Origin of the sequence: Mesorhizobium sp. B1-1-6 (genome assembly GCF_006443035.1) — a bacterium.
GTDB lineage: Bacteria > Pseudomonadota > Alphaproteobacteria > Rhizobiales > Rhizobiaceae > Mesorhizobium.
The window spans coordinates 324,955-341,803 of record NZ_VFWR01000007.1 but is presented as its reverse complement, the minus strand read 5'-3'; the positions used below and the strand labels follow the sequence as shown (position 1 = coordinate 341,803).

At 63.8% G+C, this 16,849-nt stretch carries 13 protein-coding genes and 1 pseudogene; 11 read left to right on the top strand and 3 right to left on the bottom strand.

Going from position 1 to position 16,849, the window contains the following annotated elements:
• Nucleotides 1–17: 17 nt before the first annotated feature.
• From FJ979_RS16830 to FJ979_RS16815, 3 genes and pseudogenes are all read right to left on the bottom strand, one after another.
• A pseudogene (locus FJ979_RS16830) lies at nucleotides 18–959 on the bottom strand (DHA2 family efflux MFS transporter permease subunit); the annotation flags it as partial.
• Nucleotides 956–2,122: an HlyD family secretion protein gene (locus FJ979_RS16825; RefSeq protein WP_140556194.1), complete on the bottom strand. Its 1,167-nt coding sequence runs from the start codon at nucleotides 2,120–2,122 to the stop codon at nucleotides 956–958. The pseudogene FJ979_RS16830 and the gene FJ979_RS16825, both read right to left, overlap by 4 nt.
• A gap of 420 nt (nucleotides 2,123–2,542) precedes the next feature.
• Nucleotides 2,543–5,011, bottom strand: a complete 2,469-nt coding sequence (locus FJ979_RS16815) for a membrane-bound PQQ-dependent dehydrogenase, glucose/quinate/shikimate family (RefSeq protein WP_140582252.1) — start codon at nucleotides 5,009–5,011, stop codon at nucleotides 2,543–2,545.
• A 195-nt stretch (nucleotides 5,012–5,206) separates the two neighbouring features.
• Here FJ979_RS16815 and FJ979_RS16810 point away from each other — a divergent pair, with 195 nt between their 5' ends.
• The 11 genes from FJ979_RS16810 to FJ979_RS16760 are packed head-to-tail and all read left to right on the top strand — an operon-like array spanning nucleotide 5,207 to nucleotide 16,848.
• Nucleotides 5,207–5,863: a cytochrome c3 family protein gene (locus tag FJ979_RS16810; protein ID WP_140582249.1), complete on the top strand. Its 657-nt coding sequence runs from the start codon at nucleotides 5,207–5,209 to the stop codon at nucleotides 5,861–5,863.
• On the top strand, nucleotides 5,847–8,822 hold the full coding sequence (locus tag FJ979_RS16805) for a TAT-variant-translocated molybdopterin oxidoreductase (RefSeq protein ID WP_140582246.1): 2,976 nt from the start codon (nucleotides 5,847–5,849) through the stop codon (nucleotides 8,820–8,822). Before FJ979_RS16810 ends, FJ979_RS16805 begins: the two co-directional genes overlap by 17 nt.
• Entirely contained in the window at nucleotides 8,815–10,188 is a 1,374-nt protein-coding gene (gene nrfD / locus FJ979_RS16800; protein ID WP_140522236.1) for an NrfD/PsrC family molybdoenzyme membrane anchor subunit, read from the top strand. Before FJ979_RS16805 ends, nrfD begins: the two co-directional genes overlap by 8 nt.
• Nucleotides 10,185–10,712: a DUF3341 domain-containing protein gene (locus tag FJ979_RS16795; protein WP_140582243.1), complete on the top strand. Its 528-nt coding sequence runs from the start codon at nucleotides 10,185–10,187 to the stop codon at nucleotides 10,710–10,712. The genes nrfD and FJ979_RS16795 overlap by 4 nt, the downstream gene beginning before the upstream one ends.
• Nucleotides 10,709–11,245 carry a cytochrome c gene (locus FJ979_RS16790; RefSeq protein ID WP_140556188.1) on the top strand — a complete coding sequence of 179 codons (537 nt, stop codon included), beginning with the start codon at nucleotides 10,709–10,711 and terminating at the stop codon, nucleotides 11,243–11,245. The genes FJ979_RS16795 and FJ979_RS16790 overlap by 4 nt, the downstream gene beginning before the upstream one ends.
• Nucleotides 11,242–12,372 (top strand): hypothetical protein, encoded by a 1,131-nt coding sequence (locus FJ979_RS16785; protein ID WP_140582241.1) that lies wholly within the window; start codon nucleotides 11,242–11,244, stop codon nucleotides 12,370–12,372. Before FJ979_RS16790 ends, FJ979_RS16785 begins: the two co-directional genes overlap by 4 nt.
• Entirely contained in the window at nucleotides 12,365–12,865 is a 501-nt protein-coding gene (locus tag FJ979_RS16780) for a hypothetical protein (RefSeq protein ID WP_140582238.1), read from the top strand. Before FJ979_RS16785 ends, FJ979_RS16780 begins: the two co-directional genes overlap by 8 nt.
• Nucleotides 12,862–13,614 carry an SCO family protein gene (locus FJ979_RS16775; RefSeq protein ID WP_140582235.1) on the top strand — a complete coding sequence of 251 codons (753 nt, stop codon included), beginning with the start codon at nucleotides 12,862–12,864 and terminating at the stop codon, nucleotides 13,612–13,614. Before FJ979_RS16780 ends, FJ979_RS16775 begins: the two co-directional genes overlap by 4 nt.
• The gene (coxB, locus tag FJ979_RS16770) at nucleotides 13,611–14,570 is read left to right on the top strand and encodes a cytochrome c oxidase subunit II (protein ID WP_140518009.1); all 960 of its coding nucleotides are present in this window, start codon (nucleotides 13,611–13,613) and stop codon (nucleotides 14,568–14,570) included. The genes FJ979_RS16775 and coxB overlap by 4 nt, the downstream gene beginning before the upstream one ends.
• The gene (gene ctaD, locus FJ979_RS16765) at nucleotides 14,567–16,210 is read left to right on the top strand and encodes a cytochrome c oxidase subunit I (RefSeq protein WP_140518010.1); all 1,644 of its coding nucleotides are present in this window, start codon (nucleotides 14,567–14,569) and stop codon (nucleotides 16,208–16,210) included. The genes coxB and ctaD overlap by 4 nt, the downstream gene beginning before the upstream one ends.
• The gene (locus FJ979_RS16760) at nucleotides 16,207–16,848 is read left to right on the top strand and encodes a cytochrome c oxidase subunit 3 (protein WP_140496125.1); all 642 of its coding nucleotides are present in this window, start codon (nucleotides 16,207–16,209) and stop codon (nucleotides 16,846–16,848) included. The genes ctaD and FJ979_RS16760 overlap by 4 nt, the downstream gene beginning before the upstream one ends.
• The last annotated feature ends 1 nt before the right edge of the window (nucleotide 16,849 follow it).

Sequence of the window (16,849 nt, the reverse complement as noted above, 5' to 3'; positions counted from 1 at the left end):
GCGGTTTAGTCGAAGGTTGTCTGCTGGAGCTGCGGCAATATCTGCGTTGTGCTGAACAGCACCGCGCCGACCGCCATCATCACCAGGAAGGATGTGCCGAACTGGCGGGTGAAAACCAGCCGCATGTCGACGATCGGATCGCGATGGCGAAACTCCCAGGGGATCAGGAAAAAGAACGAGACGGCCGAGATCACGGCGAATGTCGTGATGAAGCCCGACGCAAACCAGTCGTTGCGCTGGCCCTCGTCAAGGAAGATCTCAAGGGATCCGAGCGCCAGCACGACGAAGATGAAGCCGATCCAGTCGATCTTGAGGCCATCCTTCAGCCTCTCCTGGCGCTCGCGCTCCAGCACGTCTGGTTCGACCAGCAGCCATTGCACAAGGGCCAACGACATGATGCCGAAGGGCACGTTGATGAAGAAGATCCAATGCCAGGAGAAATGGTCGGTCAGCCAGCCGCCGATGGTCGGCCCGACCGTCGGTGCAACGATGACGGCGATGCCGTAGAGCGCGAAGGCCTGCGAGCGTTTTTCGGGCGGGAAAGTATCGGCGAGGATCGATTGCTCGCTGGGCGCCATCCCACCGCCGCCCAGCCCCTGAAGGATGCGAAACAGGATCAGCATTTCCAGGTTCGGCGCGAGGCCGCAGAGCAGCGACGCGAGGGTGAAGGTAGCGACGCAGATCATGTAGTAGCGTTTGCGGCCGATCACGCCGGCGAGCCAGCCGCTGATCGGGATGATGACGGAATTGGCGACCAGATAGGTGGTGATGATCCAGGTGCTTTCGTCCATTCCGGCCGCGAGGCTGCCGGCTATGTTGCGCAGCGCCACATTGGCAATGGACGTATCGAGCACCAGCATGAAGGTGGCGATGGAGACGACGATGGCGATAAGCCAGGGATTGCGCCCGCCCGCGGCGGACCGGCTTTCGCCGGCTTGCGCGGTCGCCTGGCCGGTCATCGCACCTTGACCGTCGGCACGACGGACATGCCGGGCCCGAGCAGCAGGCCGGTCTTCTTGTCGAAGACGATCTTCACGGGCACGCGCTGCACCACCTTGACGAAATTGCCGGTCGCGTTCTCTGCGGGCAGCAGGCTGAAAGCGGTTCCGCTGCCGGCCTGGATGCTGTCGACGTGGCCCCTGAAGGTCTGCTCCGGGTAGGCGTCGATATCGATCTCGACGGGCTGGCCAGGCCGCATAAGGTCGAGTTGTGTTTCCTTGAAGTTGGCCTTCACCCACACGTCCTCGGGCACGAACATCATCAGCACTTGCCCCGGTTGGGCATATGCGCCCACGGCGGCGGATATGTTCGTCGCCCGTCCGGCCACCGGAGCGGTGATCGAGGTGCGGGAAAGCGCGGTGCGGGCCTGCTCTTCGCTGGCATGGGCCTGGTCGAGTTTTGCCGCCACGCTTTTGCGCTGGGCCTCGAGGACGGCGACTTGTCTCTGGGCCGCCACGACGTTCGCCTGCGAGCTGTCGAGCGTCGCCTGGGCCTGGCGAAGCGTCGAGGCAGCCTGTTGCGCCTGCTGCAGCGTTCCGGTTCCCTTGGCAAGCAATTCGCTGTTGCGCTGATTTTCGGCTTTCGCGAAATCAAGCGCTGCCCGGCCTTGCGACACCTGCTTCTGGGCTTGGTCCACCTTGGCCTGCTGCGCTTCGATCTGGGCTGCGATGTCAGCGGTTTCGGCGTCGGCCTGCGCCACCTGCGCCTGAACCTGCTTGAGGGATGCCTGATAATCCCTGTCATCGATGCGCAGCAGGACATCGCCGGCCTTTACGCTCTGATTGTCGGTCACCGCCACATCGGTGATGCGGCCGGCGATTTCGGCACCTATGGTTACGGTACGGGCGTCGATGAAGGCATCGTCGGTCCATTCATACTGTCGCGCCTGGAGCCACCAGATTATCGCTGCGGCCGATGCCAGCAGCAGAACAAGGATGACCGCCGCGGTGACGTAGGGGTGCCGCCTGAGCGAGCCGAACAGGCCCTCTTTGTTCCCGGCGGAAGCATCGAGGTCCTGTTTCGGTTGTGGGCGCGACGAGGCGCGCTTCGGTCGTGCATCGGGGCGACGTTTTGTTTGAGGTCTTTCGTCGACCGGTGCGACGTCTGGAGAGTTCGTGTCCACGTTAGCGGTCCGCGGTAGGGTTGGTGCGGCAAAAGCCGCGTACTGGAAGGACGTAAATCAACGGACCCGCGTCCGAAAAAGTTCCTGTTTCAGATTGAGGGTTTGTGGCCGGCCGCGCTAGGCGAAGTGCAGCAGCATCATCACCAGCACGATGCCGACAAGTCCCGCAATGAAGATGATACGGCGCGTTCGCGTTCGCAGGATAATCTCGCCTTGCCGCGCATCCTCTGCGGAAAAACAGGCCCCTCCTTGTCGGGATCGTTGCTCATGAGCTGCTCCTTCCGACGAATTTGGAGTGTCTCAGGCAGCTAAACCTGCTCATCCCGGCAAGGTTCCCCAGAAATCACGGGAGCTGACGGCCGGGGTCACGCTTTGCCAGCCGACAAGCGCAAGCCAGTCCGGGCCACGCCGGGCGCGCCATCAGTCGGCCGGCAACGCATAGGCGATCACGTCGTCGCCGACCTTCGTCTCCATGAAATGATGACCGCCGGGCGCGATGACGACATATTGCCGGCCGCCGACCTCATAGGTCATCGGGGTGGTCTGGCCGCCAGCGGGCAGATCCGTCTGCCAGACCACCTTGCCGGTCTTGATGTCGATGGCGCGCAGCTTGTCGTCCGTCGCCGCCGCGATGAAGATCAGGCCGCCGGCGGTCACGAGCGGCCCGCCATTGTTTGGCGTGCCGATATCCAGCGGCAGCATGGACGGGATGCGCCAAGGGCCATTCTCGACCGCCTCGCCGAGCGGCTTGTCCCAGAGCGTCTTGCCTGTCTTCAGCTCGATGGCACGGATATGGCCGTAAGGCGGCTCGGAACAAAGCAGCCCCGTCGAGAGGCGCCAGCCCGCGTTGACGGCAATGGCGTAGGGCGAACCCATCTGCGGGTCACCCATGTCCTTGGCCCTTTTCGAAGCGCCGCCCTGTTCGATCGACCTGAAGCCTATCTGGTCCGCCTTTTGGCGCGGTATCAACTGATCATAGTTGGGCATGTCGTTGTAATTGGCGACCAGGATGCCGGCGTCGGTGTCGACGGCAACGCTTCCCCAGTCGGAGCCGCCATTGTAGCCGGGATATTCGATGAAAGGCTTGTCCACCGTGGGGGGCGTATATTCGCCCTGGTAGGAAGCCTGCCGGAACTGGATGCGGCAGTAGAGCTGGTCGAGCGGACTCATGCCCCACATATCCTTCTCGGTCAGCACAGGCTGGTCGAGATGGGCATAGCCGGAATAAGGCTGCGTCCTGGACAATTTCTCTGGTTCGACGCCGCCCGACGGCACCGGCCGTTCTTCGACCGGGAACAGCGATTTTCCGGTCTTGCGGTCGAGCACATAGATCTGGCCCTGCTTGCTGGGCACGATGATTGCGGGAACCTTTCCGTCGGTTGACGGAAAATCGACGAGCGTCGGCTGCGAACCGAGGTCATAGTCCCAAAGGTCGTGATGGACGGTCTGAAAATGCCAGACCGGCTTGCCCGTCGTGACATCGATGGCGACGATTGAGGAATTGTATTGGTTTTCGAAGTCCTTGCGATCGACACCATAATAGTCGACGGCGGCGTTGCCGAGCGGCAGGAAGACATAGCCGAGCTGCGGATCGGCGGCGGCTACGGTCCACATGTTCGGCGTGCCGCGCGTGTAGGTATCGCCCTGGGGCGGTGCGCCCGTGCGGTCCGGATGGCCCATGTCCCAAGCCCAGACCAGTCTCCCCGACATCACGTCATAGCCGCGCACGACGCCTGACGGCGCATCCTCGGCCTGGCCGTCCAGTACCTGGGCGCCAAGCACGGCAATGCCGCGCACGACGGTCGGAGGCGCCGTCACCGAATACCAGCCGGGCACGGTCTTGCCGAGCCCCTGGGTGAGATCGACGACGCCCTGCTGGCCGAAATCGCCACATGCCTTTCCGGTCCTGGCGTCGATGGCAATCAGCCTTGCATCGAGCGTGCCCCACAGGATGCGTGTTGCGCATGGTCGATCGGCGCTTGCGCCTGGAACGGCGTAGTAGGCGACGCCCCGGCAACTGGCGCCGTATGGGATGGCGGCGTCGGATACCTTCGGATCATAGCGCCACTCCTCCTTGCCGGTTGCCGCGTTGGCCGAGATGACGATGCCCTTGGCCGAACATGCAAACAGGTGCCCGTCCACTTCGAGGGGGGTGTTTTCCGGGGAGTATTTGTCGGTCGCCGCCTTGCTTGGCATATCGCCCGTGTGGAAATCCCAAACTTTGGTCAGCTTCGCGACGTTGTCGGCGGTGATCTGTTTGAGAGGCGAATAGCGGGTGGCAAGTTCCGAGCCGCCATAGACGGGCCAATTCGGTCCAGCCTGGTGTATCGCGACATCGGGCTGAGGGCTGACCGGAGACTGACCAGATGCGCTTCCTGCGGCGGGTGGCGTGACCGGGGCAACCGGGGATGCCTCCTGGGATTGTGCCGAGGGCGTGAAATGCTGAAGCCCGATCGCGCAGCCGACAATGAAAAGGGCAGCGGATGCGGTCGCGCAGCCGCGGTCGCGAACCCGTTTCGCGTGCCCGGCGCGAAAGGCAGGCAAGGTCAAAAGAACGAAGATCAGGATGACCGTCGGCGCGAGCACCCGGGGCATCAACCCCCAGCCGTCCATGCCAACTTCCCAATAAGCCCAGGCGAGCGTCGCGATCCAGGTCAGGACGTAGAGCCAGACTCCGGCGGCATTGCCGCTCAAAAGCAAAACACCCGCCGCCAGGAGAGCCACTCCGGTGGGCAAATAGTACCAGGAGCCGCCCAGCGCGACGAGCCAGGCGCCGCCTGCGCCGATCAGCAGACCAAGTATTGCCAGCAGCACACCCACGAACATAGTCCACCAGAAGGCGACGCCGGAGCGACGCCTGTCCGCGAGATTCGGATTGGCAGAAGTCATGACAGCATTTCCATTACGACAGGCTCATGATTGTTTCGAACGCTGGCCGTCCCGCATGGTTGCGATCGGCCGCGGTTTTCGAGGGTGCTCCCAACTCACCATTTTGTGAGCATTCCGCGCCGACGGAACCTTTGTCGCTTTGCCGCCGTTAGGCGCTCGATCCAAAAGCTTGTTCCAAGCGAAAAATCGGCGAGGATGCCGCAGGTCTTTTCCAGCAACGCCAATGGGATTGCCCGCTTCTTTCTGTGGGGTGTTTGCTGTTTCGCGCTTCTGGCGGCCGTCGGCGGCACGGCGTTTTTGCGTTCAGGGTTCGTTACCGGCGTGGGGCAACCGGTGGCCCAGGCCGTTCCGTTCAGCCACAAGCATCATGTCGGCGATATCGGACTGGACTGTCGTTATTGCCACAACGGGGTCGAGACATCAGCCTCGGCGGGGCTGCCGGCGACAGAAGTGTGCATGACCTGTCATTCGCAGCTCTTCACCAATGCCGAGATGTTGGCGCCGGTGCGCGCAAGTCTCGCTTCGGGACAGCCGCTGCAATGGCAGCGGGTCAATTCGGTGCCGGATTTCGTTTACTTCAACCACTCCATCCATATCGCGAAGGGCGTCGCCTGCGAGACCTGCCATGGCGCGGTCGACGACATGCCGCTGACGCGACGGGCGCATTCATTGTCGATGGAATGGTGCCTTGGCTGCCACCGCGACCCAGGTCCCAACCTTCGCCCGCCGCGGGACGTTTTCCTGATGCACTGGAAGCCGCCTGACGACATCGAGCAGATCCGGCGCTCCCTGATCAGCGTGCTCGACATTCATCCCGAGACCATGACGGATTGCTATGTCTGCCACCGTTGACCGAAATCCGGCTTTCGATCTTGCGGCATTGCGGCTCGCCGCGGCGGGGCGCGAGCCATGGCGAAGCATGGGCGAACTGGCTGACACGGCGGAGTTCCAGCGCTTTGTGGAGGCGGAATTCCCCGCGATGGCCGATCGCCTTCAGCCTGGCTTCGACCGGCGCACCGTCCTGAAACTGATGGGTGCATCGCTGTCGCTGGCCGGACTGGCCGCATGCAGCGAGGCCGAGAGCATAGTGCCTTATGTCCGCCAGCCGGAGAACATCATTCCCGGCCGGCCGCTCTACTACGCGACAGCCCTCTCCAGCGACGGCTACGGCATCGGAGCCGTGATCGAGAGCCATGAGGGCCGGCCGACAAAGGTCGAGGGTAACCCGGATCATCCGGCATCGCGCGGCGCCACCGATGCCGTCATGCAGGCGGCGGTGTTGTCGCTGTTCGATCCCGAGCGATCTCGCACGCCGCTCAAGCTGGGCGAGCCCGCAAGTTACGATGAGTTCCTGAAAGATATCGCCGAACTGGCTGGTGGATTCCTCGCTTCAGGCGGGCAAGGGCTGGCATTGCTGCTCGAGGCGACGACATCGCCGACGACGAAGGCGCAGATCGCGGCGCTGAGGGTGCGCTATCCCAGACTTCGCGTCTTCCGCCACGATCCGCTTGCGGCCAATTCCGGTGAACAGGCAACGGGTACATTGTTCGGCAGGCCGTTGACGGCGATCTACCGTTTCGACCGCGCCGATGTGATCGTCAGCCTGGATGCCGATTTCCTGGGCGATGGTCCGGGGCGCCTGGCCTATGCTCGTGATTTCGCGCAGCGGCGGCGGGTGCGCAAATCTACGGACACGATGAGCCGCCTCTATGTCGTCGAGACGACTCCCACCATCACGGGTGCTGCCGCCGACCATCGCCGAGCTATCAGGCCAAGCGCCGTCGCAAGCGTTGCGGCGGCGATCAAGGCCGCCCTCGATGGCGACAATGCCGCGGCCGGCTTGTCGCCGCTCGGTCCGGAATGGACAAACGCGCTTGCCGACGATCTGCGCGGCGCCGGCCGCAATGCGCTTGTGGTGGCCGGAGCGCACCAGGCACCGTCCGTGCATGCCTTGGCCCTAGCGATGAATGCCAGGCTTGGTGCCCTTGGCAACACGCTGCAATTGATCGAGCCGCCTGATGCCATGCCGGTGGATGGCGATCTTGCAACGCTCTGCGGGGCCATCACGGATGGTTCGATCGACAAGACCGTCGTGCTCGGCGCCAATCCCTTGCACACGGCGCCATCGGACATCGATGCACGGAAGGCTTTTTCGAGCCTGAAGCTTCTTGTCCACTGGGGACTCTACCGCGATGAGACGGCGTTTCTGGCTCGCTGGCATATCCCAGCCGCGCACGAGTTGGAGAGCTGGAGCGATATCCGGGCCTATGACGGTACGGTTTCGATCGTGCAGCCGCTCATAGAGCCTCTGTTCGGTGGCAAGAGCCTGCATCAGTTGCTTGCCGCGCTGGGCGGTGAATTCGGCGCCAATGCGCAGGCACCGGTGCGCCGGACGTGGGCCGCCATGGACGAGGTGGCCTGGCGCAAGGCGCTGCGCGACGGCATCGTGCCGAACACTGCTGCTGGTCCCGCTGCCGTTTCGGCACCGCCGGATAGCGATGGCTCGGCACCCAATGCCGCCACCAAAGGGTTGGAGGTTCGCTTCGTCGCCGATCCCTGGCTTCGCGACGGCCGCCACGCCAATTCATCCTGGCTTCAGGAATTGCCCCGGCCGTTAAGCAAGCTCGTCTGGGGCAATGCGGCGCTGGTCTCGCCAGCCACCGCGCAGCGCCTGAGGCTCGAAAACGGGCAGGTGGTCAACCTGGCGCGGGACGGCAGGACGCTGGACGCACCCGTCTGGATCACGCCGGGACAGCCTGACGACACAGTGACGCTGTCGCTCGGTTTTGGACGCAAGGCCGGCTCGGTGGCGGCACTCGCAGGCGGCTACGACGCCTTCGCGATCCGGACCAGCGATGCGCCATGGTTTGCCGACGATGTCGTCCTGAGCCCGCGCGGCGGTTCGGCGCGTGTAGTCACGACCCAGCATCATCAAGCGATGGAGGGCAGGGCGATCATCCGCCATGCTTCGCTCGATGCGTTCAGGGCAAATCCCCATTTCGTGCGCGCCCACGCGCCCCCAGCGCCCGTGGAATCGCTCTACCCCGACTGGAGCTATGACCAGGAAGCCTGGGGCATGTCGATAGACCTGTCGGCCTGCATCGGCTGCATGGCCTGCGTGTCGGCCTGTCAGGCCGAGAACAACATCGCAACGGTGGGGCCGGACGAGGCGGCACTCGGCCACGAAATGCACTGGCTGCGCGTCGACCGCTACTATGCGGGCGGGATCGACGATCCGGACATGTTCTTCCAGCCGGTGCCGTGCATGCATTGCGAGAAGGCCCCGTGCGAGGTCGTCTGTCCGGTCAATGCGACCATCCATACGCATGACGGTCTGAACGCGCAGGTCTACAACCGCTGCATCGGCACGCGCTACTGTTCGCAGAACTGTCCCTATAAGGTGCGGCGGTTCAATTTTCTGGAGTACCAGGAGTTCGACAAGGACAGCGCGGGACCGGAGCAGGCTGTCCACAATCCCGATGTCACAGTGCGTTCGCGCGGCGTCATGGAAAAATGCAGCTACTGCGTACAGCGCATTTCGCAAAAACGGATCCGCGCCCAGATCGAGAACCGGGAGATCGAGGACGGTGAAATCGTCACCGCCTGCCAGCAGGCGTGCCCGACAAAAGCCATCACCTTCGGCGATCTCAACAGGAAGGATTCGCAGGTCGTCCAGGAAAAGGCCTCGCCACACAATTACGCGCTGCTCGAAGAACTGAACACAAGGCCGCGCACCACCTATCTGGGCAAGGTCAGCAACCCTAACGACCGGCTCGCCGCGACATCCGGCTCGGAGGGCGGCGATGGCTGACGTGGCCGCCCGCAGGACGAGCAAAGGCGTGACACCTGTGCTGCGCGGGCGTCACGATTTTCCAGAGATCAGCGGCCGTATCAGCGCGGTGGTCCTGCAAGGGAAGTTGCCGCGGTTCTTCTGGTCGGCGTTCTTCGTCTGCTTCGCCTTCGTATTGCTGTTCCTCTATTCCATCACCTACCTGGTCTCGGTCGGCGTTGGCGCCTATGGGGTCAACATTCCCGTGGTCTGGGGCACGATGATCTCGAGTTTCGTGTGGTGGATCGGCATTGGCCATGCCGGTACGCTGATCTCGGCGGTGCTGCTGCTGCTGCGCCAGCCCTGGCGCGCCTCGATCAACCGCTTCGCCGAGGCGATGACGCTGTTTGCCGTGGCGATGGCCGGCCTCTACCCTATCCTGCATCTTGGCCGGCCGTGGTTCTTCTATTGGCTCCTGCCCCTGCCCAACACCCACATGCATTGGCCACAATGGCGCAGCCCGCTGGTCTGGGACTTCGCCGCGATTTCCACCTACGCCACCGTCTCGCTGCTGTTCTGGTACACGGGATTGCTGCCTGATCTCGGCGTGCTGCGCGACCGGGCGAAGTCGCGTGGCGGGCAACTTTTCTACGGCGTCCTCGCGCTTGGCTGGCGCGGCTCGGCCTATCATTGGGCGCGATACCGAACGGTCTATTTCCTGATGGCGGCACTCGCAACACCGCTGGTCGTTTCGGTTCATTCGATCGTCGCTCTCGATTTCACCTTCGCCATCACGCCGGGCTTCCATTCGACGATCTTTCCGCCCTATTTCGTCGCCGGCGCGCTCCTTTCCGGATTCGCCATGGTGCTGACCATAGCCATTCCCTTGCGCTGGGCATTCGCTGTGGAAGACCTGATCACGCCGCGCCACATGGACAACGCCGCCAAACTGATGATCGCGGCCGGCATGGTCGTCATTTACGGCTATGCATCGGAAGCGTTCTTCTCCTGGTATTCGGGTGAGCCTTACGAGCGCGCGATGATGGTCCAGCGCGCCGTCGGCCCTTATGCGCCGCTGTTCTGGACCATGCTCTTCTGCAATTGCGCAGTGCTGCAACTGCTTTGGTTTCGCCGTGTGCGATCCAATATGCCGCTGCTGTTTTCGATCGCTCTGGTCATCAACATCGGCATGTGGCTGGAGCGCTACATCATCGTGGTGACCGGCCCGAGCCGCGACTACCTGCCGTCGTCCTGGGGCGAGCAGTCGCTGACCTGGCTCGATTTCGGCATCCTGTTCGGATCGATCGGCACCTTCTTCGCGCTGGTCTTCCTGTTTATCCGCATCCTGCCGGCGATAACCATCTTCGAGGTCGAGGAACTGGCCGAGCAGAAAGGCGGCGCGGCATGAGCGTCCATGGCGTCATCGCGGCTTTCGCCGATCCGGATGCGCTGACCAGGGCGGCGCAAGCGATGCGCGACAAGGGGTACCGGCATATGGATGCGTTCTCGCCGTTCGAGGTGCACGGCCTGACAGACATATTGGGCATGCGAAAGACACGGCTGCCATGGGTCATGCTGGCGGGTGGCGTCGCGGGCGGCGTGCTGGTCTATGCATTGATCCTTTATTCCGTCGAGGTCGACTATCCGGTCAATGTCGGCGGCCGGCCGCTGCATTCCTGGCCGCCGTTCACGGTCATCGCCTTCGAAGCCGCGATCCTGGCCAGCGTGTTTGCCGGCTTCTTCGGCATGCTGGCCGAGAACCGGCTGCCGCAATATTATCACCCCGTCTTCAACGCCGAGAGCTTCACCTACGCGAGCGGCGGCAAGTTCTACCTGCTGATCGAGGCCACCGACCCGAAATACCGCAAGGGCGTCACCAAGGGGCAACTGACACGGCTTGGCGCCGAGACGGTCGAAGAGGTGGCGATATGAACCCGCGGCTGCTTTTGCCGGTTTGCCTGCTCCTCGGCGCCTGCAAGCAGGACATGGCCGACCAGCCTCGCTACGATCCGCTCGAAAACAGCAGAGAGTTCGCCGACGGCATGTCGGCAAGGACACCGGTCGAAGGCACGGTGACGCGTGACGCCGACCTGGCGGCGACGCCGGACAAATTCCCGTACCCGATCACCATGGCACTGCTTCAGCGTGGGCAGCAGCGCTTCGACATATTCTGCTCTCCCTGCCACGGCCGCACCGGCGACGGGCACGGGATGGTGGTCAGGCGTGGTTTCCCGCCGCCTCCGACCTACCATCAAGATGCGCTGCGCAAGGCGCCGGACCGGCATTTCTACGACGTCATCACCGACGGTTACGGTGCAATGTATCCCTATGCCGCGCGTGTCGAGCCGCGGGACCGCTGGGCGATCGTGGCCTATATCCGGGCGCTGCAATATTCGCGTCATGCTGCGGCCGGCACGCTGCCCGAATCTCTTCGCGCGAAACTCGATGCCGAGGCGGCACGATGAAGCGCGCCGCCCGGCTCGACGGCCATCTCGTCCTGCTGCTCGCAGCGGCCGCCGCGGGGCTCTGTCTGTGCGCGGCCGGGCTGCTCGTCGCCGCGCGCGCGACACTGGCCGGCTGGCTGACGATGGCGGTGTTCCTGCTCGGATTGCCGCTCGGCGCAATGACCCTGGTCATGGTGCACGGGCTGACCGGCGGGCGCTGGGGCGACGCGTTGCGGCCGCCGCTGCGCGCGGCCGTCGCGACCTTGCCTGTCGCGCTGCTGTTGATGCTGCCGGTGCTTGCGCGGCTCGATCTGGTCTTTCCCTGGGCAGGGGCCGACCCGGCGCTGACGGAAGCGGTGCGCCAGAAAATGACCTATCTCAACGTGCCATTCTTCGTCGTTCGTTTCATCGTCTATGCTGTCGTCTGGCTGGCGCTGGCCTGGCTTGTACTTGGCTGGACGGCGCCCGGTTCGGCCGCAAGCAGGACCGGCGGCGGCTACGCCATCGGGCTCGTCGCGCACGGCTTTGCCGTGACGGTGTTTGCCATCGATTGGATGATGTCGATAGAGCCGGATTTTTCCTCCACCATCTATGCGATGCTCGAAGCGGCGGCCGAGGTCGTCGGCGTGTGCGGGCTGGCGCTGGCGGTGCTCTCGGCCGGCCGTGCGATCGAGTCGGCGCCGGGTGGCGAGGAGGACGTGGCGCTCGGCGAAGACCTCGCCAACATGATGTTCGGCTTCATGCTCATCTGGGCCTATCTGGCATTCATGCAGTGGCTGGTCGTCTGGGGCGGCGACCTGCCCGACGAAATCCATTGGTATGTCATCCGTGGTCGAAATGGCTGGCAGTATCTGCTTTGGCTGCTGATCGCGCTGCAATTTGCCTTGCCCTTCGCCGGTTTCCTGAACCGCTCCGTCAAGCGCAGCCGCGTTGGCCTGATAGGGCTCGGCGCGTTCCTGCTGGCCGGACATTTCGCCGATGTCGCCTGGCGCGTCCGGCCGGCTTTGTCCGCCCTCGGTGCAGGAGTGTCGTGGCCGGACCTCGCGGCAATGGTCGGCGCGGGCGGCATCTGGTTCGGGTGCTTCGTCTATATCTGGACCAGGCCTGATCGCATCGTCGTCTGGCGCGGGAGGCTGGCCCGTGGCTAAGGTCGTGCGTCATCCCGAAACACGCGATGTCTGGCCGAGGGCGCTCGTGCTCATTGGCCTCGGCCTGCTTGTCTTCCTGGCGCTCGCCGCGCTTGGGCTGAGACTGATTTTCGATACGGCCCCGTTCTGGCCACTTGCGGGCACGCAGATGAACGGCAGCGCCGCAGGTCCCGCCTTGCAGGATTTCCCCGGGGCCGATCTTGCCGCGTTCCGTCAGCAGGAAGATCGTGAACTCGGCATGCTTGCATGGGTCGACCGCAATGGTGGCATCGCGCGCATTCCGATCGACGACGCCATGAAGCTGATCGCCGCGCAGGGACTGCCGGAGGCGGTAACGCCCGCTGCGGCCGGTGAGGACTGCGCCTTGCTCGAAGGCCAGGTTCCGCGCGCGCCGCAGGCCGGCATTTGTCGCGCCCGAGCGGACGCCGCGCAGCCAAACGCCAGGGCGCCGCAGCAGCGCCAGGCTGCACCGGCCATGGAGACGAGGCCATGAGGCGTTTGGTCCTGCCGCTCGTGCTCCTGGCTGCAATGACCGCCAGCGTGCGCGCGCGGCCGGTTTTCGAACCGCAGATCGGCGCGCAGCTCAGCCTCGACACAGTCTTCCGCGAGGCTTCGGGCGGACGGCAGACGCTTTCCGGCATTCTCGGCGGGCGGCCGGCGCTGCTCATCTTCGGTTACGACAAATGCCCCAACCTCTGCGGCGTGACCCAGCAGGCGGTTGCCTCGGATCTGAACAAGACCGGCCTCGATCCCGCGACCTACCACGCTCTCTTCGTCTCGATAGATGCTTCCGAGACCGTCGCGGATGCGGCGTCCATCCAAGCCGAAGTCGGGCGGTCCGCCGGTCAGGCAGGGTTGTCCGCGTGGCGCTTCCTGACCAGCGAGGATGGCGCTGGCGCCGCCCTTGCCGCGGAGGCCGGCATCACATTCGACCGGCGCGACCGGATCTCGCAATATGTCCACCCGATCGCGGTCATCGCGCTGACGCCGCAAGGCCGCATCGCGCAAGTGCTTCCGGCGCTGAGTTTCGAGCCGCGAGATCTCAGGCTTGCCCTGGTCGAGGCGTCGGCCGGGCGGCTTGGCTCCATCGCCGATCACGTCTTTCTGCTGTGTGCCGGCTTCGATGCATCAAAGGGCCAGTACACGCCAGCGGTCTGGGCAGTCGTGAGGGTGACTGGCATGGCGACGCTGCTTGGCCTTGGCGCCACCATCCTCGTTCTGTCGCGAAGGAGGCCGATTTGACGTTCGGCATCCCTTTTACGCCGCCGCAGGCCTCCTCGATTGCCGGCAGTGTCGACGCCCTGTTCTACGTGCTGCTTGCCTTCACCGTCGCGCTGGGCGTGTTCCTGACCAGCCTGGTCGTTTTCTACGCCATCAAATATCGCGCCGGCTCCAAGGTGGAGCGAACGGGGGAGCGTGCGCGCAGCACGCCGCTCGAGGTGACCTGGACAGTCGCCAGCCTGCTGATCGCTTTCACCATCTTCGGATGGGGAGCGGTGTTGTTCCTGCGCCGCGAACACCCGCCCCTTGACGCACTCGAGATCGCCGGCCTTGGCAAGCAATGGATGTGGGAGTTCCGTCATCCTGGCGGCCAGCGTGAAATCAACGAACTGCATGTGCCGGTCGGCAAGGCGGTGATCGTGTCGCTGGCATCGCAGGACGTGATCCACTCATTCTTCGTACCTGCCTTCCGAGTCAAGCAGGATGCGGTGCCGGGGCGCACCACGCATGTCTGGTTCATCGCCAGCGAGCCCGGGCGGTATCATTTGTTCTGCGCGCAATATTGCGGCACCCAGCATTCGGAGATGGGCGGCTGGGTGACCGTGATGCCGCCGCAAGAATATGCGGCGTGGCTGGGCAACCAGGGCCAGGGTGAAACGCTTGCGGCCGACGGCGAAAAACTCTTCCGCGCGCTCGGCTGCTCCGGCTGCCATGGCAATTCCAGCAAGGTGAGGGCGCCGGATCTGGCTGGGGTCTTCGGACGGCCGGTGGCCTTGGACAATCAACAGACCGTCATTGCCGACGACCGCTATTTGCGCGATTCCATCCTCAATCCGAAGAAGGAGATCGCCGCCGGGTATGAACCCGTGATGCCGAGCTTTGACGGCCTTGTCGACGAGCAGGAGCTACAGATGCTGCTGGCGTATCTCAAATCCCTGTCGCCGCGAGCAACCAGGGAAAGCGGGGCGACCCAATGAGCAGGCAAGCCTTGGCGCCTTCGAGCTATCTGCATGGGGAGGCCGGACCTGCCGCCTGGCTCTTGACCACCGACCACAAGCGCGTCGCCTGGCTCTACCTGATGTCGCTGACGGCGTTCTTTTTTCTTGGCGGTGCCTTTGCCGTGATGATCCGGATCGAACTCGCGTCGCCTGCGGGCGATCTGGTGTCGGACGATGTCTATAACAGGCTGTTTTCCCTGCATGGCATCATCATGGTGTGGTTCTTCCTGGTGCCGTCGATCCCCGCGACGCTCGGCAATTTCCTGCTGCCGCTGATGATCGGCGCGCGCGATCTCGCTTTTCCGCGGCTCAATCTCGCCAGCTGGTACGTGTTCATCTTCGGCAGCGCCTTTGCCCTGGCCGCGGTGCTCGCCGGCGGTGTCGACACGGGTTGGACCTTCTACACGCCGCTCTCGACGCTCTATGCCAACGGCTTCGTTTCGATGGCCGCGCTGGGTGTCTTCATCGTCGGCTTCTCGACGATCATGACCGGCATCAACTTCATCGTCACCGTCCACACGTTACGCGCGCCGGGGCTGACCTGGTTCAGACTGCCGATCTTCGTCTGGACGATGTATGCGACCGCGCTGGTCATGGTGCTGGCGACACCGGTGCTGGCCGCCTCGCTGATCCTGATCGTGCTGGAGCGTGCCTTCGGTATCGGCATCTTCAATCCCGCTCTGGGCGGCGACCCGCTGCTGTTCCAGCATCTGTTCTGGTTCTACTCACATCCCGCGGTCTACATCATGATCCTGCCCGGCATGGGCGTGGTTTCCGAAGTGCTGCCCTGCTTCAGCAAGCGCCCGCTGTTCGGCTACAAGGCGGTGGCGATGTCTTCGATGGCGATTGCCGTGTTCGGCTTCCTGGTCTGGGGTCACCATATGTTCGTATCAGGCCAGTCGGCCTATGCCGGCATCGTGTTCTCGTTCCTGTCGTTCTGCGTCGCGATCCCCTCGGCGATAAAGGTGTTCAACTGGACGCTGACGCTGCGCAAGGGCGAAATCACTTTCGAGACGCCCATGCTTTATGCCCTGTTTTTCCTGGCGCTGTTCACTTTCGGGGGGCTGGCCGGCCTGTTCCTGGCCGCTCTCGCCGTCGACGTCCACGTTCATGACACCTATTTCGTCGTGGCGCATTTCCATTACATCATGGTCGGCGGCATGGTGACGGCCTACATGGCGGGGTTGCATTTCTGGTGGCCGAAGATCACCGGCCGCGTCTATTCCGAAACCTGGGGCCGTATCGCCGCGACCGTGACCTTCCTCGGCTTCAACCTGACTTTCTTCCCGCAATTCGTGCTCGGTTTTCTCGGCATGCCGCGGCGCTATCACACCTATCCGCCGGAGTTTCAGTTCTGGCACGTATTGTCCTCGGCCGGCGCGGTCGTTCTGGCCGTCGGCTATCTTATGCCGCTGCTCTATCTCGGCTGGTCGCTGTTTCGCGGGACGCGGGCGCCGGCCAACCCGTGGGGCGCGACCGGCCTTGAATGGCAGACGGCTTCGCCGCCGCCCCCGCATAATTTCGACACCATGCCCGTGGTCAGGCGGCCGGCCTATGATTATGCCATGAAAGGCCTGAGGCACGAGACGTTCAGCCCGCACAGGGACGAAGCCTCATGAGCGGGCCGACCGAAAGCATTGCCTTCGATACACGGGCCCGCGAGAAGGCGGCCGATGCGTTCGGCATGTGGATTTTCATCGGCTCCGAGGCGATGCTGTTCGGCGCGATCGTGCTGGTGTTCCTCTACGCCCGATTGAGCTATGGCGCGGCATTCGCCGCGGCGTCGCAACATCTGTCATTGCCGCTCGGCACGCTGAATACGGCGGTTCTGATCACCAGCAGCTTCGCGATGGCGCTTGCCCATATGTTCACGGCTGCCCGGCGTTGGCGGCCCGCCTTCTGGGCCTTGATGTCCACGAGCCTGCTTGGCTGCATCTTTCTGGTGATCAAGGCCGTCGAATACAGCAAGGAATTCAGCGAGGGCCTGGCGCCGGTGCTCGGCGCGTCGTTCCGCTTCGCAGGCCCAGATCCGGCCCATGCCGAATTCTTCTTCGCGCTCTATTTCGCCATGACATCGCTGCACGCGCTGCATCTGATAGGCGGCATCGCGGTGATTGCCGGCATGCTGTTGCTCTGGCCGAGGACCGCGCAGGCGAGCCGGGCGCGCCGCGTGCAGGCGATCGGACTCTACTGGCATTTCGTCGACATCGTCTGGGTGTTCCTGTTCCCGGTCCTCTATCTGATCAACCGGGCCTGAT